Origin of the sequence: Chryseobacterium sp. B21-037 (assembly GCF_028570785.1) — a bacterium.
Classification (GTDB): Bacteria; Bacteroidota; Bacteroidia; order Flavobacteriales; family Weeksellaceae; genus Chryseobacterium; species Chryseobacterium proteolyticum.
Map to the genome: position 1 here is coordinate 4,530,734 of NZ_JALGCB010000001.1, position 20,221 is coordinate 4,550,954.

General features: G+C 36.3%; 20 protein-coding genes and 1 pseudogene. 5 read left to right on the forward strand and 16 right to left on the reverse strand.

Features of this window, described 5'->3' with window-relative positions; translation table 11 throughout:
* The 12 genes from MTQ00_RS20335 to MTQ00_RS20390 all read right to left on the reverse strand — a co-directional run bounded on the left by MTQ00_RS20335 (nt 1) and on the right by MTQ00_RS20390 (nt 11,878).
* Entirely contained in the window at nt 1-399 is a 399-nt protein-coding gene (locus tag MTQ00_RS20335; RefSeq protein ID WP_172283938.1) for an OsmC family protein, read from the reverse strand.
* A complete protein-coding gene (locus tag MTQ00_RS20340) occupies nt 399-617 on the reverse strand; it encodes a (4Fe-4S)-binding protein (protein ID WP_273650800.1) in 219 nt (72 codons plus the stop codon). The genes MTQ00_RS20335 and MTQ00_RS20340 overlap by 1 nt, the downstream gene beginning before the upstream one ends.
* Nucleotides 617-1,195 carry a TMEM175 family protein gene (locus tag MTQ00_RS20345; RefSeq protein WP_172283941.1) on the reverse strand — a complete coding sequence of 193 codons (579 nt, stop codon included), beginning with the start codon at nt 1,193-1,195 and terminating at the stop codon, nt 617-619. Before MTQ00_RS20345 ends, MTQ00_RS20340 begins: the two co-directional genes overlap by 1 nt.
* Complete coding sequence (locus MTQ00_RS20350; RefSeq protein ID WP_273650801.1) at nt 1,195-1,728, reverse strand: NADPH-dependent FMN reductase; 534 nt, start codon at nt 1,726-1,728, stop codon at nt 1,195-1,197. The genes MTQ00_RS20345 and MTQ00_RS20350 overlap by 1 nt, the downstream gene beginning before the upstream one ends.
* Nucleotides 1,729-1,761: 33 nt before the next feature.
* Complete coding sequence (locus MTQ00_RS20355; protein WP_273650802.1) at nt 1,762-2,661, reverse strand: pirin family protein; 900 nt, start codon at nt 2,659-2,661, stop codon at nt 1,762-1,764.
* A gap of 62 nt (nt 2,662-2,723) precedes the next feature.
* A complete protein-coding gene (locus tag MTQ00_RS20360) occupies nt 2,724-3,041 on the reverse strand; it encodes a GNAT family N-acetyltransferase (protein ID WP_172283947.1) in 318 nt (105 codons plus the stop codon).
* A gap of 122 nt (nt 3,042-3,163) precedes the next feature.
* Entirely contained in the window at nt 3,164-4,039 is an 876-nt protein-coding gene (locus MTQ00_RS20365; protein ID WP_172284185.1) for a pirin family protein, read from the reverse strand.
* Nucleotides 4,040-4,156: 117 nt separating this feature from the next.
* On the reverse strand, nt 4,157-5,557 hold the full coding sequence (locus tag MTQ00_RS20370; protein ID WP_172283949.1) for an MFS transporter: 1,401 nt from the start codon (nt 5,555-5,557) through the stop codon (nt 4,157-4,159).
* Nucleotides 5,558-5,790: 233 nt separating this feature from the next.
* Nucleotides 5,791-6,600 carry a hypothetical protein gene (locus MTQ00_RS20375; RefSeq protein WP_172283951.1) on the reverse strand — a complete coding sequence of 270 codons (810 nt, stop codon included), beginning with the start codon at nt 6,598-6,600 and terminating at the stop codon, nt 5,791-5,793.
* Between the two features lie 216 nt (nt 6,601-6,816).
* Nucleotides 6,817-8,490, reverse strand: a complete 1,674-nt coding sequence (gene asnB, locus MTQ00_RS20380) for an asparagine synthase B (RefSeq protein WP_273650803.1) — start codon at nt 8,488-8,490, stop codon at nt 6,817-6,819.
* 322 nt (nt 8,491-8,812) lie between these two features.
* On the reverse strand, nt 8,813-10,477 hold the full coding sequence (locus MTQ00_RS20385; RefSeq protein WP_273650804.1) for a GLPGLI family protein: 1,665 nt from the start codon (nt 10,475-10,477) through the stop codon (nt 8,813-8,815).
* A 195-nt stretch (nt 10,478-10,672) separates the two neighbouring features.
* Nucleotides 10,673-11,878, reverse strand: coding sequence for an RsmB/NOP family class I SAM-dependent RNA methyltransferase (locus tag MTQ00_RS20390; RefSeq protein ID WP_273651084.1), 1,206 nt, complete (start codon nt 11,876-11,878; stop codon nt 10,673-10,675).
* 218 nt (nt 11,879-12,096) lie between these two features.
* On the opposite strand from MTQ00_RS20390, the gene MTQ00_RS20395 reads away from it, so the two are divergent.
* Nucleotides 12,097-12,441: a zinc ribbon domain-containing protein YjdM gene (locus MTQ00_RS20395; RefSeq protein ID WP_273650805.1), complete on the forward strand. Its 345-nt coding sequence runs from the start codon at nt 12,097-12,099 to the stop codon at nt 12,439-12,441.
* Between the two features lie 367 nt (nt 12,442-12,808).
* Here the strand turns inward: MTQ00_RS20395 and MTQ00_RS20400 are convergent.
* Nucleotides 12,809-13,743 (reverse strand): annotated as a pseudogene (locus tag MTQ00_RS20400) (sulfate/molybdate ABC transporter ATP-binding protein).
* 75 nt (nt 13,744-13,818) lie between these two features.
* On the opposite strand from MTQ00_RS20400, the gene MTQ00_RS20405 reads away from it, so the two are divergent.
* Together MTQ00_RS20405 and pheS are read left to right on the forward strand one after the other, a co-directional pair.
* Entirely contained in the window at nt 13,819-14,478 is a 660-nt protein-coding gene (locus MTQ00_RS20405; RefSeq protein WP_172283961.1) for a YceI family protein, read from the forward strand.
* A gap of 130 nt (nt 14,479-14,608) precedes the next feature.
* The gene (pheS, locus tag MTQ00_RS20410) at nt 14,609-15,619 is read left to right on the forward strand and encodes a phenylalanine--tRNA ligase subunit alpha (RefSeq protein WP_273650806.1); all 1,011 of its coding nucleotides are present in this window, start codon (nt 14,609-14,611) and stop codon (nt 15,617-15,619) included.
* A 45-nt stretch (nt 15,620-15,664) separates the two neighbouring features.
* Here the strand turns inward: pheS and MTQ00_RS20415 are convergent, their stop codons facing one another.
* Nucleotides 15,665-16,435 (reverse strand): DUF3108 domain-containing protein, encoded by a 771-nt coding sequence (locus MTQ00_RS20415; protein ID WP_172283964.1) that lies wholly within the window; start codon nt 16,433-16,435, stop codon nt 15,665-15,667.
* Nucleotides 16,436-16,585: 150 nt separating this feature from the next.
* On the opposite strand from MTQ00_RS20415, the gene MTQ00_RS20420 reads away from it, so the two are divergent.
* Entirely contained in the window at nt 16,586-17,641 is a 1,056-nt protein-coding gene (locus tag MTQ00_RS20420) for an NAD(P)/FAD-dependent oxidoreductase (protein WP_172283966.1), read from the forward strand.
* A gap of 12 nt (nt 17,642-17,653) precedes the next feature.
* Nucleotides 17,654-17,983 carry a 2Fe-2S iron-sulfur cluster-binding protein gene (locus MTQ00_RS20425; RefSeq protein ID WP_172283967.1) on the forward strand — a complete coding sequence of 110 codons (330 nt, stop codon included), beginning with the start codon at nt 17,654-17,656 and terminating at the stop codon, nt 17,981-17,983.
* Nucleotides 17,984-18,162: 179 nt separating this feature from the next.
* Here MTQ00_RS20425 and MTQ00_RS20430 read toward each other — a convergent pair whose 3' ends face one another.
* Both MTQ00_RS20430 and MTQ00_RS20435 read right to left on the reverse strand, forming a co-directional pair.
* Nucleotides 18,163-19,608, reverse strand: coding sequence for an aminoacyl-histidine dipeptidase (locus MTQ00_RS20430; RefSeq protein WP_273650807.1), 1,446 nt, complete (start codon nt 19,606-19,608; stop codon nt 18,163-18,165).
* Nucleotides 19,609-19,716: 108 nt separating this feature from the next.
* A complete protein-coding gene (locus MTQ00_RS20435; protein WP_273650808.1) occupies nt 19,717-20,205 on the reverse strand; it encodes a hypothetical protein in 489 nt (162 codons plus the stop codon).
* Nucleotides 20,206-20,221: the final 16 nt, after the last annotated feature.

The following is a 20,221-nucleotide window of genomic DNA, read 5'->3' on the forward strand; positions in this document are numbered from 1 at the left end:
TTATGAAAATTTGGTTAATATTTCTATATCGTTTGTTAGTATCTTATGTATCGGACACGCATCAGCAATCGTATGCAGCCTTTTCAATTGTTCGTCATCGAGGTTGGTTCCTTCAAAGCTGATATCTCTTTTAAAAACAGCTCTTTTGGTAAGGGGGAAATTTTCCAGATCAACCTCTACGTTGATTTTTTCCACATCCCATTCCTTCCTTTCAATATACATTCTTAAGGTTGCAGCAGTACAGCTTGCCAAAGAAGTGGCAAGAATTTCAAAGGGGTTGAATCCTTTGTTTTGCCCTCCTTTATCTAAAGGTTCATCCGTGATGATTTTATTTTCACCGGCTACTACTTCTGTATAGTATTTTGTTTTTCCTAAACTTGCTTTTACTGTTACGCCCATTATTTTTCAGTATTGATTTTGTAACTCAATGCCCCGGAAGGACATTGTTCTATTTGATTGATGAGTTCCTGAGTTGTTGCGTTTTCTACCTTGATCCATGGTCTGTCCTTTGGATTATAAACCTGGGGTAACATTTTTACACAAACTGCAGAGTGGATACATTTCTTAGGCATCCAGACTACGGTAAGATCTCCGTTGGTATATTCGTGTGTTTCCATTATTCTTCTTTTAGTAATTTTTCGATTCTTCTGTCCGGAATCAGCCATATAAGAGCAACAATGTAATAAAAACATAGAGCAATATAAGGATAAAAAAATGAAGTCGCGATTCCGGATATATAAAATACAATTGAAATATATTCCTTAAACCTGGAATGGATGGCTTCTTTTAGCTTTGAATTCTCTCCCTCACAGCGGACAATTAAGTTTTCCATAATTGTATAGGCTATGGCGCACATGAACAATCCTATTCCATAGGCAGCAACCGGGTTTTTAGCGAAATGTGTAGTACCTATCCATTCCGTAGCAATCGGCATTAAAGAGAGCCAGAACAGTAAATGCAAATTTGCCCAAAGAATAGTTCCGTTGATCTTTTTGGCTGCCTGGAACAAGTGATGATGATTGTTCCAATAAATTCCAACATAGATAAAACTAAAGACATAAGCCAGAACTTTTGGGATAATCGGTTTGAGACTTGCCCAGCTGTCACCTTCCGGTACTTTAAGTTCCAGTACCATAATGGTAATGATAATGGCTAAAACACCATCACTGAACGCTTCCAGTCTTCCTTTGGTCATCAGTTTGTAATCTCTGTTTTAAAATTTTTGATTTTTTCATTCAGCTCTTTGAGCATATCCGGATTTATGACACCACTTTCCAGATCAAAGTTTTCATAGAATTTCGGTAAGGAGAATGTTTCCTTAATATCCGCTGCGAACTGGGGGAAGAACGTTTTGGCTGTATTCATTACATTTCCACCACCATAACCACCCGGTGAGGTGCTCATGAGAAGCATGGGCTTGTTCTGAAAAACCTTCACATTAATCCTTGAAGCCCAGTCAAATATATTTTTAAAAGCAGCGCTGTATGATCTGTTATGTTCGGCCAGGGAACAAATAATAACATCACAGTCTTCGATTCTTTTTAAGAATTCATGTGCAGCATCCGGGAATCCTTTTTTTTCAAGATCTACAGAAAAAACAGGCATTGTATAATCATTAAGGTCAATTAAATTAATATCTTCATTTTGAAAATCCTTCAAAACAAATTTAACCAGTTCTCTGTTGATAGAGGTGGAAGAGCTACTTCCCGCAAATGCTAATATTTTCATGGTGTCTTGTCGTTATAAAATTTCTGTCCGGAATTATTTTCTGTTCAGAATTGCTTTAGGAAGCGGAACAAATTCGTCCTCATCTCCTGGAACTAAAGGAAAGGCATCGTGGTTCTGGTCATTCCAGTTTACTTTAGCCTGATCAATTACTTCTCTATCCGAATTTACAAAATTCCAGAATATAAAGCGCTCTTCTTCAAAGGGTTCGCCTCCAAAAAGATAGACGGTTGCATTTTCGCTCATTTCAAACTCACATAGCTTGGTGTCCTTTGCAATAAGCAATTGTTTCGAGCCATAGGTGTTTCCTTCGATATTTACAGTGCCATCCAGAACATACATGGCCGCTTCACCGTACAAGTCCTGTCCGATGCTGATTTTTTGTGCCGATTTTGTTTTTATCTCAATGAAAAAAAGCTTACTATGAACGGGAACGGGAGATTTTTTTCCAAAGGCTTCTCCGGCAATTAGTTTGTAGTGGATGTCTCCATTTTCCCAAACCGGAAGTTCATCTGCCTCCGTATGATGGAACGTCGGTTCACTTTGCTCCAGATGTTTTGGAAGGCCTACCCAGATTTGAAAACCATGTAATTTTTTATCAGTTTCTCTTAAATATTCCGGAGTTCTTTCGGAATGTACCACTCCCTTTCCTGCTGTCATCCAGTTGACGGCTCCCGGTTTTATTTCCATGGCACTTCCGATACTGTCACGGTGAAAAATAGATCCCTCCAGAAGATAAGTTAAAGTGGATAATCCGATATGGGGATGAGGTGGTACATCCAGATTTTGATAATCTTTTAATTCTGACGGTCCCATGTGATCTATAAAAACAAATGGGCCTACCGCTCTTTTTTCACGGAAAGGTAAAAGTCTTCCGACTAAAAAGTTTCCTATATCTGCGGCTTTTTCTTCTATGATAAGTCCAATATTTGACATAATTATGATTCTTTACGATTGCTGGTGGTTATTTAATTAAATTATTTAGCTTTTTTTAGATATTAAAGCTGGTCATATCTTTCAAACGTTACGTCCACAATGCGTTTCCATTCCGGATGTTTTTTAATGTAAGCAAAAACATAAGGACAAAACGGGAGTAATTTTTTAAGACTTTCTTCAATGTAAACCAATGTTTTCTCTACAACTGCTACGGCGGCTCCGGTACCTGCCAATTCTGGGTCAGCCTCCGTATGAATTAAAATGATCTGACTGTCGGTTTCACGGTAATCAATGAAAGCAAAATGGCCATTTACTTCAATTTCGAATCTCTTTTTTGATTCATTTTTTACAAGTGGAATATTTTCAAATTCTGGTTTCATTGTTTAAATTTTTGGCTGTATACTTAAAAAGTAAAAGTATTATGTTAAAGGTAATAAAAAAGCAATAATTAAATAACCGACTTAAGATTAAGATTATTTAATTATTGCCAAATTCTGTATGGTTAATCTTCTAAATATCCGAATTTTCCGGTATTGAAATCTTCAAAAGCCTGCATGATTTCCTCTCTTGTATTCATTACAAAAGGGCCATGCGGAACAATGGGTTCATTGATTGGCTCTCCACTAATGATCAGTACCACTGCGTCTTCACTGGCTTCAATGCTAAATTCCTCTCCTTTGTTTTCAAATAATACCAATTGATCGGTTTTTGCTTTTTCATTTCCATTCACAATAATACTCCCTTCAATGATAAGGGCAGCAGTATTAAAGTGAGCAGGAAAATTAAAATCAGCTTTTCCGCCGGATTTTAATTTTGCGTTCATCATGTGTACTGGAGTGAAGGTATTTGCAGGTCCTTTATTTCCTGCATATTCTCCGGCGATCACCTCAATAAACCCGTTTTCTTTCAGATCAACGATCTTCATATCGGAGTTTTTGATGGCCTGATATTTAGGTTTGCTCATTTTATCCTGCGCTGGAAGATTCACCCAAAGCTGAACCATCTGAAAGATTCCACCGGTTTTAGACCATTCTCTTTCGTGGTATTCTTTATGTAAGACACCTCTTGCAGCGGTCATCCACTGAACGTCTCCCTGACCAATTATACCACCACCTCCCGAACTATCGTGATGTTCTACTTTTCCCTGATACGCTATGGTTACGGTTTCAAAACCTCGGTGCGGATGTACTCCAACTCCTCTTGGTTTCTCAGATCCGTTAAAATGGAATTTTGAATTATAATCGAGCATAATAAAAGGATCCATTCTTTTCATATCTAATCCTGATGCACCGGGTATAAAATTATGAACTCTGAACCCATCACCTACAAAATGGGCAGGCTTTGGAGATACTACGATTTCTACTTTTTTAGTTGTCATCATAATGTTGATTTTTTATAATAACAAAAATAGAGTAGATAAGAATCAATTGCATTGATCTGTGTTAAGTTCGGATCAGATTGGTTTTCATGACTTATTATAGTCGAAATAATAGGGTTACTCCTTTGATTTCATATTCTTGCCATCTGAAATATGAAGTCTTCGGAATACCAATCCGGATAATATTGTGAGAAAACCAACTGTAAGAAAAGTATAGCGGAAAGCATTATGGATTTCTCCTTTAATAAGATCGGTACTTTCAAATATTTTTAGAACAATAAGACCAAAAGCAATTCCAAAACCAATGGCGAGCTGTTGATTTACAGATATTAATGAATTACCGCTGCTGGTCTGGAAATTTCTTAAATCAGCAATCGAAATGGTATTCATGGAGGTGAATTGGATAGAATTGAAAAAGCCTAAAACCGCTATGATCGGGATGAACCATAGAAGATTCGTATGAATATCAGGAATGGCCAGCATGCATATTAATGTTCCAATGACGAATGTATTAACCATTAACGTCTGACGGTAACCAAATCTATCCAGGATTTTAATGACTGATGATTTTCCGAGTATAGCTGTCAGAGCCATGGGAGCAACGATCCAGCCAGACGTAACTGCTGTTTGTTTATAGGCGATTTGTATCATCAGGGGAAGTAGCAAAGGAACAGCACTGATTCCTAGACGGGTAGCCAGATTTCCTACAATTCCCACACGGAAAGTTCGCACCTGGAAAAGATTTAAAGGAAATATAGGATTTCCTTCCTTTTTTGCATGTTTATAGTAATAATATAGAAAGAGAAATCCTAAGATAAAGATCAAAAGAACCGGTGTTATATTCTGAAGATCCCCAAAAAGTTCAAGAGAAATGGATAGCAGGAGGGAGGCTGCGGCAAAAATCATAAAACCTTTGAGATCGAAATCAACGTCCTTCGATTTGTAATTAGGCATGTACTTAATTCCCAGAATAATCCCTAAAAAGCCAATTGGGATATTAATAAGGAATATCCAGTGCCAGGATAAATAATCCACCATATAACCACCAACCAACGGCCCCAATACAGGACCGATAAGAGCGGGAATGATAGCGAAATTCATAGCTTTTAATAATTCACTTTTATCAAAGGTTTTAATGAGGGCTAATTTTCCAACGGGTGTCATTAAACTGCCGCCCACTCCCTGGATAACTCTTGAAATAACAAGGTGAGTGAGGTTTTGCGATAATGCACAGAATAAGGAACCCAGGCTGAAGAGAACCAGGGAGAAGATGAAAACTCTTTTTGTTCCGAATCTGTCTGCCAAAAAGCCGCTCGCAGGCATGAAAACTGCCAGAGTCAGAACGTAGCTGATTATGGCGTTTTGCATATTGAGCGGAGACTCTTTTAGATCTTTGGCAATAGAAGGTAAAGAAGTGTTCAGAATTGTAGAATCAAGCATCTGCATGAAAATAGCGGTAGCAAGAATCAGTGGAAGGATTTTTTTAATCGACGTTAGAGATGAATTTGTTTCAGACATGTTATATCAGCTAGGATCTTTATATAATGTAGTCTTTCGATAAGTTTGTTATTCTGATCAGGCAATTGAAGGGATCATTCTGGAATAAAAATAAATGGATTGAACAGGTTTTTCCCTCTCTTCCGGCCATTATCTAATGTAATGTATTTTGAAACTTAAAAGACTTGTTTCTTAGATAAAGAAATATGTATAAAATTAAAAAAGTCCTGTGAGATTTCACAGGACTTTTTGATTTATTTTTTAGTTTTTTCTACTCCTTTCCATTCATCGCCGGCTTTTCTGTACTGGCTTAAAATGAAAGTTTTAAAATCTGTTGTTTTATACTCGATGTTATCTGTATTTTGCTCAAACGGCATGATGTAATAGTAATCCACATCTGTTTTATCTGTTTTGTTCCCTTTTTTTACAGAAGGAACATATTTTGAAAACTTATAGTTGGGAAGATATTGTTTTAGTGAAGCATAAAACTTTTTATCTTCTTCACTCGGAATAATATCTACAATTTTAAAATCATCTTTTTTCTTGTCTATCCAAAGGTAATAAGTCTTTTCCTCCTGAGTTTTTCTATTCAGGGAATTGAAGGCAAAAAGCTCTTTAGGTACCAGTTCCTTGATTTTTTCAGGATCTACCTTTGTGAAGTATTCACCCTGAGAAGGATCAACATACGTTTCAAGATTATACATTAAAACGGCATTGTTTTCAAAATTCTTATTCTTAAAGTATTGATTTAAAGATAATTCAGCTGTTTCGCGTAGTTCTTTTCCTCTGGCATCCAGCTTTTTGGTTGGATTCTGTGGGTTTACTTTTTTCACAAATTCATAGAGAACAACTGGCTTTACATCCTTAAGGTGCGGATAGGTTTTTAATTGTTCAGCTTTCGCAAGCCAGTAATATTGTTGATAATAATTTTCTTTTTCGTTGTCCTTTACAGTCTTATAAGTAAGTGCAAGTTTCTTTGAGTTAAGATATTTACCAAATTTACCCTGGCCAAAAGCAAAATTTATAGATAATAAAGCAAAAAAGATAGTAACGGTTCTTCTCATTTTATAATATTGATTTTTTCGTTTTCCAAATATAATTATTTATTAGATACTATTTTTGATTGTTAGTTAAAATCTGTTAATATTATTGATGTTTATTCAAAAGAAAATCCTGTATTGCTACAGGATTAATAAATTTTAGTTCCCAAGGGTTTGAAAGGTGAGTTGGAAAATTCTTTACCAGGGTATACAAAAACTCCTTTGATTATTCCCCAAATATTATCCCTCATAGGAAGTTTCGTGTACTTTTACAGCCCTTCCGCTTGGATCGTTCATTTTCTTAAAAGCTTCATCCCATTCCAATGCAATAGGAGTGGAACATGCCACAGATGGTACAGACGGAACTGTTGCTGCCGCCGTTTCACTTGGGAAATGTTCTTCAAAGATCGTTCTGTATCTGTATTCTTCTTTATTCTGAGGAGTGTTCAATGGAAATCTGAATTTTGCATTCGCCATCATTTCGTCCGTAACTTCTTTCTCTGCCACTTCACGCAAGGTATCAATCCATGAATAGCCTACGCCATCGGAGAATTGCTCCTTTTGTCTCCAGACAATAGATTCCGGTAGGATATCTTCAAAAGCTTTTCTTAAAATCCATTTTTCTATTTTGCCATCAGCGGTATCGATCATTTTATCTTTAGGGTTAATATTCATAGCAATGTCCATGAATTCTTTGTCAAGAAAGGGAACACGTCCTTCAATTCCCCAGCTCATCAATGCTTTGTTGGCTCTTAAACAATCATAAAGGTGAAGTTTTCCTAATTTTCTTACTGTTTCATCGTGAAACTCTTTGGCATTCGGAGCTTTATGGAAATATAGATATCCACCGAAAAGTTCATCAGAACCTTCACCTGATAGTACCATTTTAATCCCCATGGATTTGATTACTCTTGCTAAAAGATACATGGGAGTAGAAGCTCTTACGGTTGTTACGTCATAGGTTTCCAGATGATAAATTACATCGCGTATAGCATCTAGTCCTTCCTGAACGGTAAAATTAACTTCATGATGGACAGAGCCGATATGTTCTGCTGCTTTTTGTGCGGCTGCAAGATCAGGAGATCCTACTAATCCTACTGCGAAGCTATGCAGTCTCGGATACCATGCTTCCTGGGTATCTCCGCTTTCAATTCTTTGACGGGCAAATTTTGCAGTGATCGCTGAAATTACAGAAGAATCCAATCCTCCCGATAATAGTACTCCATAAGGAACGTCGCTCATAAGCTGTCTGTGAACTGCATCTTCTAATCCTTGTCTCAGTTTTTTTATATCGCTCTCATTATCCTTTACATGATCAAAATCGGTCCAGTCTCTTGTGTACCATTGTTGAAGCTCCATACCGTCTTTACTGTAAATAAGGTGTCCCGGTAAAAAGGTTTCAATGGTTTTACAAATTCCTTCCAGTGCTTTTAATTCTGAAGCTATATAGAAGTTGCCGTTTCTGTCCCATCCTTGATAAAGCGGGCAGATCCCCATATGATCCCGCGCGATGAGATAAATATCATTTTTGATATCATACAACGAAAATGCAAAAATACCATTAAGCTTTTCCAGAAAGTCTTTACCATACTTTTCGTAAAGTGCTAAAATAACTTCGCAATCGGATTGGGTTTGAAATTCATAGTTGGGAAATTCTTCCTTCAGTTCCCTGTGGTTATATATTTCTCCATTTACGGCTAAGACAATATTCCCATCTTTAGAAAATAAAGGCTGCTTTCCGGATGTAGGATCTACAATGGCTAATCTTTCGTGAGAAAACACCACTTTTTCATTTTGAAAAACTCCACTCCAATCCGGACCTCTATGACGGATTTTTTTTGACATTTCCAAGACCTGAGGTCTTAATATTTCTGTTTTTTGTTTCGCGTCAAACAAACATACGATTCCACACATTTTTTATCATTTATTTAGGAGCAAAAATAGACTTGTAATTTAAAAAAGAAAACATTAATTAAATATAAGTTAATATTTTCAATTAAATAATCTGTTTTAAAGAATTTAATTAATTAAATTGAATGATAAATATGATTTTGGTTAATATTTTTCTTACAGAAGAATACTATGCGTAGCTATACGAAATTAAAATGGGATATTTATTAATATATGGTAATTAATTATATGAATTTTTACTTTTACTTTGTGGCTCGAAATAATTTTTTTTCATCATTTGTGTTTTTACCTTCTTGTGATTAATATCACGAGAAGGTTTTGTTTTTTATTGAATTCCTAATAAAACCCCGGAAACATTCCATGAACTGAAACTTGTGCCCTCTGTAGGGCCTTGAGGAATTTTGATCTGGATATTGTGTTTTCCTGCCTTTAAATCTCCCAATGAAATAAATTCTGGATTCGTAATAGTCCCGGGACACCAGTTTGACCTGCTTAAATCTGATGAAGAGAGTCCATCCGGAAAATTTCCTGATGCAGGGTTATATAAACGGTATGAACCACAGTCTGTTCTCCATGGTGTAAAAGAGAAAATCATCTTTCCATCCACAAATATGGAATTGACTTTCGGAACGAACTCATCTCCGTTTTCCCATCCGCCATGGCCTGTCGTTATATAACGTAACTGCGCATTTTTCAGATCTTTTTTTAGAGTGAATTCTGCGAAGAGTCCTTTCTCGGCATTAAACATCGTGGAATAATCCTGTCCCGCCATTTCCATGATGTTGACGGTATTGAACAACGGAATTACAGTATTGTTTTTATAAACAGTCTGATCACTTTTATGAATCGTGATCTCCAGATTTACTGTATGTCCACCTTTATCATAGTTTCCTATAAAGGTTCCAATCCATAATTCTTTATCAGATAAAGAAGGCTTTAGTTCCGTAATATCCTGACGGTATGGACTGATTGTTTGCCAGTCTTTTCCTTTTAGCTGGATGTGGTTGAATTTTTGAATCCCAAATGCGGTAAAGAAGCGCATCATTTCAATGCTCGGATCATAGTTATCTGTAGGGATAATGCCATAATACTGCTTTCCATTTCCGTTTTCGTATACCGGAAGTGTTTTAGCACCTTTTTCCAGGCCATCAAAAAAGGATTGCGATTTATTCTGAGGAATAAAGAAAACGGTTCCTGTTCTGTCATAAGCATCACCATTGGATTGCTGTTTTAATTCAATGAAAACATTTTCTCCTTCAGATATCTTTGGAAACTTTACCTTTTTTAAGATAATTGTTCCATTTGCAAATCTTTTTATCTTTTCGTCGGATTTGGATTCGTCCGAGAAGTTGATCGTTTCGTTTTCAAAAACTTTCAAAGTAGTAAAGCGGCTTTTCCAAAGCTGGTCTTTGTAACCTAAAAGATCTGTAGAGGTAATGGGTCCTTTAATGATATCCGCAATATTGGTTTTTTTTACTTTTTTAATAGAAGTGGCAGTAATTAGAGAATTTTTATTTCTTTCAATTTCCAGAACCAATCCCAGGTTTTGTCCTAGCACTGAAGGTCCGCCACTTATCTTTAAATCTCCTGTGTACCAGATTTCTATGGTGTTGGAGTTGATTTTAGTGACAGCCTTCCGGCAGGTGTAGCCGAGAATTTTTTTTGTTTCATTGGTTAATTCAAAGGTCTGTCTGGCTACTGATTCTTTATCGGCAGTAGAAATAATCTCATCAGGCTTTAAAAACCCGTATGATACAATTGTATTTGAAGGTTTTTCAATTTTTGTAATTTCAAACGGATATTCGCTCTTTTGTTCCCTGATAGAGTTATTAAGGATGAAGTTTTCACTGCTGTTAACCCATATAAAAGTCGGTGACTGTTCTGTCTGTATTTTTCCGTTGTAAGAATTGGTATACTGTATTTCATAGGTTTGGCCAAATGAAACATAATACAGAAAAGCAAAGAAAGCAAATAAAAGTCGTTTACACATGTGCGGGTGGTTTATCACAAATATACAATGTCTTACAAATGTCTACCTGTAAATTCAATGGCATTTCATGAATAGGTATTCCAAGGATACCGAAATGTTACGAATATTGAGAAATTTTTTTTGATTAATGATGTATTGTAAAAAAAAACTACTCCAGAAAATGGAGTAGTTAGTATATTGATAATGTAAGGCTGGTTAGGCTAACCTTTCTATAAGAGCCATATAGAATCCGTCATATCCTTCGCTAGGCATTACTTTTTCGTCTTTAATAAGTTTGAAGTCCGGGTTGTTTTTAAGAAATTCCTTAACCTGTCCGGTGTTTTCAGAAGGTAAAATAGAGCACGTGGCATACACCATTTTTCCACCTTTTTTAAGGATTTTAGAATAATCCTGAAGGATCTGTTGTTGTTCCAGTTTGATTCTATCAATGAAATCCTGGTCGATTTTCCATTTACTGTCAGGATTTCTTTTTAAAACTCCTAAGCCTGAGCAGGGAGCATCAATAAGAAGCCTGTCTGCTTTTTCGTGAAGACGTTTGATCACTTTATTGTCCGCGATCATACGGGTTTCAATATTATGAGCGCCTGCTCTTTTGGCACGGCGTTTTAGTTCTGCTAGTTTCCATTCAAAGATATCCAAAGCGATGATCTGTCCTTTATTTTGCATTAGTGCTGCGAGGTGAAGTGTTTTTCCTCCTGCTCCTGCACATGCATCAACTACTCTTTGTCCTTCTTTTACATCAAGGAAATATCCTATTTTTTGTGAAGAAGCATCCTGAACTTCAAATAATCCTTCTTTAAAAGCTGTTGTTAAAAAAACATTCTTTTTTTCTTCCAGCTGTACAGCGTCCTGATAATTTCTCACGGTAAAAGAGGCGATACCTTCATCAGATAGATCAGAGATCAGTTCTCTGGGCGTTGTTTTAAGAGAATTTGCTCTCAAAACAGTAGGAGCCTGCTCATTTAAAGCTCTCATTTCCTTTTCCCAGCCAGCGCCTAATTCTTTTTCAAGGGTTTCAGCCAGCCATTCAGGAATAGAGTGTTCAATAGCTCTTGTAGGAACAGTATCTTTTTTTAGCTTTGTAATGATATCAGCGATTTTTATCCCGTCGAACTCTTCAAACTTTTTATAGTTTGTTTTGCTCCAAAGTAAATAAGCAAGAATGAGTTTGTATATGTTATTCGGTTTTACACCTTCTCCCATATAATACTCCAAACGCTTTTTCCAGCGGATGATATTGTAAAAAATCTCAGAAACAACGGCTCTGTCCTGACTTCCCCATTTTCTGTGAGCCTTTAAAAGTCTTTCAATAACTTTATCAGCGTATTTGTTTTTTTCAAAAAATGTCTCCTGTAGGGCATCGTGAATTCCGATTGCCAGGTTTCTGTGAATAAGTTCCATAATTGCTTCTGCTGTTTTCAATCTGCAAAAGTACAAATTATAGTTGAGATTTGAGATTGATGAAGGAGATGGGAAACAGGAGGTACGATAGATGTTGATAGTTAATACATAAATAGATAAATAGGGTGGGTGATTTTTCTCCAGATACCTGATTTTATCTCTACACCTTTCTGTTGACTTGATCCTTTAAAAAACTCTACCTTTGCAAAAATTAAAATATGAGTGATATTGTTCTTTGTCCGAAGTGTGGTTCCGAATTTACTTATCCTAGTGACAACATGACGGTTTGTTCCCAGTGTTTTTATGAATGGAATGCTGATGAGGCAGCTGCGGAAACAGCCAATGAAGGTAAAATACTTGATTCCAATGGAAATGAGTTACATGATGGTGATTCTGTAGTGGTTATCAAGGACCTGCCGGTAAAAGGAGCTCCAAAACCTGTAAAAGCGGGAACAAAGGTGAAAAATATCCGCCTGAGACCTGATAGTGACCATAATATCGATTGTAAAATTGACGGCTTTGGTTCGATGGCTTTGAAATCAGAGTTCGTGAAGAAAGCATAAAACCTGATAATATATTCATTGATGCGTCTTTAGGGACGCATTTTTGATATATAAGAAGTTATAAGAAACAAAAAAAGGAAAAGATTGGACAGTGTAATCTTTCAAAGACTAGATTGCAGGATTCTGCTAATGTTCGTCCAGGAGGCAGAAAGAGAATTAACCAAAAGTTTCCTTATGCTATAGAATTACAAATGTAATAAAAAGTTTTAAAAATGAATTTCCGGAATCCGGACTTTTATCCACAAACTAACAATGAGCATATTAAGGATATGTTAATTTTTTTGGAAAAATCACCGAATCCCAAATTTACCTTTTATACTTTATACATATAATAATTTTGTTTTTTCCGCCATTTAGCAGTTCGGCTTTATGCAAAGACAATTTTTACGGGGCCTTCAATTTTGCTGTTGGTATATAACACGAGATCCTTTTCCTTTGCTCTTACTTTATTCCAATAATGGTTACCGGCAAACCTGCTTTCCAAAACTTCTGCATCCATGCCGTTTTCCGAAACTTTAATTTCATGCGGGTAATAGGAAAATTTAGAGATCCCAAAATTCTTCATTTCATGATCGGTGAAAATATTTACTTCCCCAAAAAGTTTAGCAACATAAGGATTGTAAGGTTCTTTATAAGTTTCTTCCGGATGGGTGTTTTGGATCAGTCTTCCACTTTGAAGAACAACGATCTGGTCTACCCAAGGTATAATATCCTGAAGTTCATGAGTTGAGATGATTAAGGAAATGTTATGTTGCTTTACATACCTGAAAAGCCTTTCCCGAAGTTCTATTTTTCTTGGAAAATCAATATTACTAAACGGTTCGTCCAGGATCAGGAGCTTAGGCAATATAGACAAAGCACGCGCAATAGCCACTCTTTGCTGCTGTCCGCCACTTAAATTTTTGGGAAAACATCAGCATATTCCTGCAGGCCTACTACTTCAAGAAGTTCATGAACGGTTTCTCTTTTTTTTGATAGATTGATATTTGAAATAAACTTACCCACATTGTCTGCAACGGTGGAATAAGGCATCAGGTCAAAATTCTGTGCAACAAATTTCATTTGAGGTTCTCCGGGAACAAGATTGCCTTTCGGGCCCATAAGTGGAGTGCCGTCAAAAATAATTTCACCGCCTTCCCAGTCTAAAAGTCCATAAATTAAATTTAATAATGTAGATTTTCCACAGCCGCTTTCACCGGCCAGGGCAATGATTTTCCCTTCCTCAAATCGTATATTGAGGTTTTGAAAAAGAGGCTGGTCTTTACGATGTGAAAAATAAAGATTGTTTATCTCTAATAGCATATTACAAATGTAGTATTTTTAAAAAAGAATTATTTTTTTTATTATCTTAGCGAACGTAATAAAAAAATATCAAAAATGAGAAAAAAACTGTTTTATTTCGTTATCCCTGCCGTTTTTGCTACAGCTGTTGTTGTTTCTTGTAAAAAAGACAAACCGCTTACAAGTGAAAGTAATGATGTTACGACAACAAAAGAAGGTGCTCAATATGCATTGGATACTTTAAATAGTAAAATAGAGTGGAAGGGGTATAAAGTCTTCAAATCTGAAAGTACAAGCCATTTCGGAACAATTAAGTTTGAAAGTGGTGATCTTACAGTGAAAGACGGAAAATTAGAAAGTGGAAAATTCGTTGCTGATATGAATTCATTAACATCTGTGGATTTAAAAGATGACGCAGAGCAATTAGGAAAACTGAACGGGCATTTGAAAAGCGGGGATTTCTTTGAAGTTGAAAAATTTCCAACTGCTTCTTATGAAATTACTAAAGTTACACCGGCAGCTGAAGGTGATTATAATACTTTATTGGATGGTAATTTAACCATTAAAGGAATTACCAAGCCGCTTCAGCTTAAAGCTAATGTGTCTGTAAAAGAAGGTGAAGTAACCGTAGCTACTGAACCTAAAGATATTAAAAGAGAAGAGTTTGGTGTGAAATTCCAGGCTCCTGCTGAAAACGGAGTGATTAAAGATGAGGTAACTCTTCAGATCAACGTTAAAGCTTTAGAAAAGAAATAATTTTTTTATTTAAGTGAAATAAGTGATTGAAGTCTGCCTCTGAATAAGGGGCAGATTTTTTATGATAAAATAAGAAAGTTTTTAAACTGAAAAATCGTATTTTTGCAAAACATTTTGAAAGGGTAAAATAATGATAGAAAAGATAGAAGAACTACTCGTTGAGGTAAATAACTTCAATACTACATCTAAAGAGGAGATCGAAAATTTCCGAATCAAGTATAATGGTAAGAAAGGAGTTCTAAACGATTTTTACGAAACATTAAAGGAAGTTCCAAACGATCAGAAGAAAGAATTCGGACAGAAAGTGAATTCTTTAAAACAGGCTATTGCCATAAAATTAGAAGATCTGAAAAGCGCTTCTGAATCTTCAGTCGTAGTAGAGAAAGATGATCTTACAAAACCTGCTTTTCCCTTGGAGCTGGGATCGAGACATCCTATCAACCTGGTGAAGAACAGGATTATTGAGATCTTTAAATCTATTGGTTTTGCGGTAGCTGATGGGCCTGAAATTGAAGACGACTGGCATAACTTTACGGCACTTAACCTTCCTGAATATCATCCGGCAAGAGATATGCAGGATACTTTCTTTATTGAACAAAATCCTGATATTCTTTTGAGGACGCATACTTCTTCAGTGCAGATTCGTTATATGGAGGAAAACCAACCCCCAATAAGAATTTTATCTCCGGGAAGGGTTTTCAGAAATGAAGCGGTATCTTCACGTTCTCATTGTATTTTCCATCAGATTGAAGGGTTATACATCGATGAAAATGTAAGCTTTGCGGATTTGAAGCAAACCATCCAGTTTTTTACTACTGAACTTTTTGGAAAGTCCAAAATCAGAATGAGACCTTCTTATTTCCCTTTCACTGAACCTAGTGCTGAAATCGATGTGTACTGGGGATTAAACTCTGAAACGGATTATAGAATTACTAAAGGAACAGGCTGGCTGGAAATTATGGGTTGCGGTATGGTGGATCCGGCTGTTTTAAAAAATGTAAATATTGACCCGGGAAAATATTCAGGGTATGCTTTCGGAATGGGTATTGAGAGGATTGTAATGCTTCTTTATCAAATGAGCGATATCAGAATGTTCTTTGAAAACGATATCAGAACTTTAGAACAATTTAAAACACTATAGAAAAAGCCTCCGTTAGGAGGCTTTTTTATGTTTTTTAGTGGCTTTTTATTTAGAAAACCTTAAAGGGTACTTTACATTTTTAAAATCGTCGATACTTGCTTTTAAAGAACCGACAGCTAATTCAGCTTTAAGTAACATAGGAACGTGATTAGCATCATTAGAAACCCACATGGTTACTCCCTCTTTATCTTTAAATACTCTTCCACTCATTACTGACGGAACGATTTTTAAGCAATTGATGACTCCGAACTTTGTCTTTAAATTTTCGGTACCTACAACTCTTAAACGAAAAGGAAACATTTCATCATCAATCCAGACATTCATATTAATTACCGTACCCACTTTAAGCTCCGTCTGGCTTTGGCTTCTGAGGTAATAAAAACAAGAAAGCATATCCTGTATTCCTTTTACAGACTTGATTACTTTGGAGCCGTTAGCCGGTGTTTTTTTATCCGTCAGGATCAGTGTATTGTTGTCATGGTTGAACACAGTTTCAAAATGTTGGCGATAGCTTCCTTCTTTTACATTTCGAACGTAGAAACTGGGAAGTCCTGTCTGTATATCAATGAAACTCTCATAAAGATCATCCACTTTAAAAAAAGCTTTTACAGCACCGGAGGTTTGTCCCGTTCCTTTTACATAGAGGTGGGGAGCTCCTTTGTAAGTTGTTTTTTGAGTTGTAAGCGTTGCATTTCCGGCAGTTAGTATTCCGTAATGAATCCTGAAAGTAATAGATTCGCCATCTGCTATATTATCAATCTGGCCAAAACCGAGAAAGAATACGAATAATGCAATGATATTGAGAATTTTCTTCATAATATGGTTTTTACAAAAACGCTGCCAAAATTAAAATTTTTCTATTTTACCCGTTATTTGATAAATCTCAGGTTTTTATTTAGACTCAATTAAATCAGCTTCGCGTTAAAATTAGTAAATTTGCAGTTATATGTAAAATTAAATTTTATTATGATTACTACCGACATATTGATTATAGGAGCCGGACCAACTGGACTTTTCGCAGTGTTTGAAGCAGGTTTGCTTAAAATGAAATGCCATATTATAGATGCACTTCCACAGCCGGGAGGTCAGCTTGCCGAGCTTTATCCTAAAAAGCCTATTTTCGATATTCCGGGTTATCCTTCGGTAAATGCCGGTGATCTGGTAGATAATTTAATGGAGCAGATCAAGCAGTTTCAACCTGGGTTTACTTTAGGCGAAACGGCGGTTACGCTTACAAAAGTAGATGAGGAATGGTTTGAGGTTGTTACGAATAAAGGAACGGTTCACAGAGCGAAAGCGGTTGCTATTGCCGGTGGATTAGGAACTTTTGAGCCAAGGAAGCCTACCATCGAAAATATTGCAGATTACGAAGAAAAAGGTGTTGAATATTTTGTTAAAGAGCCTGAACACTTCAGAAATAAAAAAGTGGTTATTGCAGGAGGTGGAGATTCAGCATTGGATTGGAGTATTTTCTTATCTAATGTTGCCAGTGAAGTGACTTTGATCCATAGAAGAAATGAATTCAGGGGAGCGTTGGATTCCGTAGAAAAAGTTCAGGATTTAAAGAACCAGGGAAAAATAAAATTAATTACCCCTGCCGAGGTTACTGCAATAAAAGGAGAAGGAAAAGTTTCAGCGATCACCGTTCAGGTAGATGGTGAAGAAGCTCATGATATTGAAACGGATTATTTTATTCCTTTATTCGGTTTAACTCCAAAGTTAGGAGATATTGCCAACTGGGGGCTGAATATTGAAAAGAATGCCATCGTTGTAAACAATGCGCTGGATTATCAGACAAATATTGACGGAGTTTACGCTATTGGTGATATTAATACATATCCGGGTAAATTAAAATTGATCTTATGTGGTTTCCATGAAGCAACATTAATGTGTCAAAGTGTTTATAACAGATTGAACCCTGGGAAAAAATATGTTCTTAAATATACTACTGTGAGTGGAGTAGACGGGTTCGACGGAAGCCGTAAAGAAGCAGAAAAAGCAGTTGTGAAAAAAATTGACTAATTTTGCAAAATTATGTCAGATATCAATATAAAAATTACCGATAGGGAAGGTGTAACGCACGATGTTATTGCACCAACGGATATGTCTATGAATTTAATGGAAGTTATCCGTTCTTATGAATTAGCAGAAGAAGGAACAATCGGTGTTTGTGGAGGAATGGCTATGTGTGCTTCCTGCCAGGTGTATGTGATCAATGATCCGGGCTTAACTGAAATGGGAGATGAAGAAGATGCTATGTTAGCTGAAGCTTTCCATGTGAAGGAAAACAGCAGATTAGGATGTCAGCTGCACATCGTGGAAGATATGGAAGGGCTTGAAGTAGAGATTGCTCCTTATCCTTAGAAAATTTTTAACTTAAAAATATAAAAGTCCTGAAATTTTTTTTCAGGACTTTTTTATGTATTGGAAAATTTGGAATTCCCGGATAGCATACGTATACTGTATCTTTGAATTGTATTTTCCTGCTGATGTAATCATGTGGAACCTATGGACTCCACATGACTGATTATTACTTTGAATAATTATTTCTGAGGAATATTCGCTAAAATTTCTTTCAGGAAACTCCAGAATTTTTGTGTTGAAGGGATATTGGCCTTCTCATCAGGAGAGTGGGCTCCTCTGATGGTAGGTCCAAAGCTTACCATTTCCATTTCCGGATAGTTAGCACCGATGATCCCACATTCCAGACCTGCATGGCAAGCTACTACATGAGGCTTTTCAGTGAATTTTTCGGTATAGATCTTTTCCATGAGCTGAACGATTTCAGATCCGGGTTTTGGTTTCCATCCGGGATAAGAGCCACTGAATTCTACCTGCATTCCTGCCAGTTCAGAAACTGATTTTAACTGTTCTGCCACAGCATATTTAGTTGAGTCAACTGAAGATCTTGACAGGTTTAATATTTTTAAATTTCCACCTTTAAGTTCTACTCTTGCCACATTGTTGGACGTTTCTACAAGATCTTTTACATCCGGACTCATTCTGTAAACACCATTGTGAAGAGATTTTAGGACTAAAATAACCTTTTTAGAATCTTCTTCAGACAGGGCTTTATCAGAGCTTGTTGAATTTTCTATATTGATCTGAAGACCTGGCTCAACAGTTGCAAATTCTTCTAAAATTTCTTTTTTAAGACCATTGGTTAGCTCCTCAATAAATTCATTGGCGTTTCTTACAGAGATAATAGCTACTGCTTCTCTTGGGATCGCATTCCTTAAACCACCACCATCAATTGAAATTAATTGTACATTTTCTTTTGGTAAACCGCTGTAAAGCAATCTTCCCAAAATAATATTGGAATTCCCGAAACCTTTATGGATATCCATTCCCGAGTGACCTCCCTGTAGTCCTTTGATTTCAATTCTTACAATTTGTCCTTTCGCTGCTTCAAGCTCATAGTTTTGAGTGATAGTAACATCTATTCCTCCTGCACAGCCGATATCAATCTCATCATCTTCCTCGGTGTCAAGATTCAATAGGATCTGTCCGGTAAGCTGTCCTGGCTTTAACCCAAGAGCTCCGGTCATTCCTGTTTCTTCATCAATGGTAAAAAGTGCTTCTAAATCCGGATGCGGAATGTCTGAACTTTCTAAAATAGACATGATCGTAGCTACACCTAAACCATTATCTGCTCCTAATGTAGTTCCTTTTGCTCTTACCCAGTCTCCGTCAACTTCCATTTTGATACCTTCTGTATCAAAATCAAAATTAACATCACTGTTTTTCTGACAAACCATATCCAAATGTGATTGTAATACAATCGATTTACGGTTTTCCATTCCTGCTGTTGCAGGTTTTTTAATAATAACATTTCCTACTTCATCTACTGTTGTGGGTAATCCCAGACTTTCACCAAATCCTTTAATAAATGCGATTACTTTTTCTTCTTTTTTTGAAGGTCTTGGAACAGCATTTAATTTGGAGAAATTCTTCCAGATAATCTGCGGTTCTATATTGGATAATTCCATAAAATTTATTTTTATCAAAATTACGAATAAAAAATGCTCCCGTAAATTCGGGAGCAGTCTTTTTTATTTTGGAGAGGAAAATTTTTGAAAAGCGGAATTGCAGGATGATTAGCATCCACATTCTCCATAAATAGGCAATGTGATGACAGTTCCGTCAGGTTTTTCAATGGTTATGGTCCCTTCAAATAATAGAGCTTCTTCCCCTTTGATTTTTTTACCTTTTACGGATATTTTATAATCGTCATTTTCTATTTCTTTGGTTAGAAGTTCATCAGCTTCCATATCGCTGGATGAGATCAGGTTCATGGCTAATCTTTTTCCGTCCAGTTTCATGTAAGCTGTTTTTCCTGCATCATCAGCATAGATGTACTTTTCCGCTTCGAAATCAGCTTTGCTTTTTGCAAAGTAACATGAGCATTCTTTAATCTCCTTGGGGAAGGCTATCGTTTCAACCAGGATTTTTCCCGAGCTCTCCACTTTTGCAGAATCCTGAACAATATTCAGTGAATCTTTGGGAGTGGTTGTTAAAACGTTTGGTTGTTCTTTTTTACAAGCTACTACCAAGAGTACTGAAAAGATAATAATAAGGTATTTCATTGTTTGTGGTATTAAT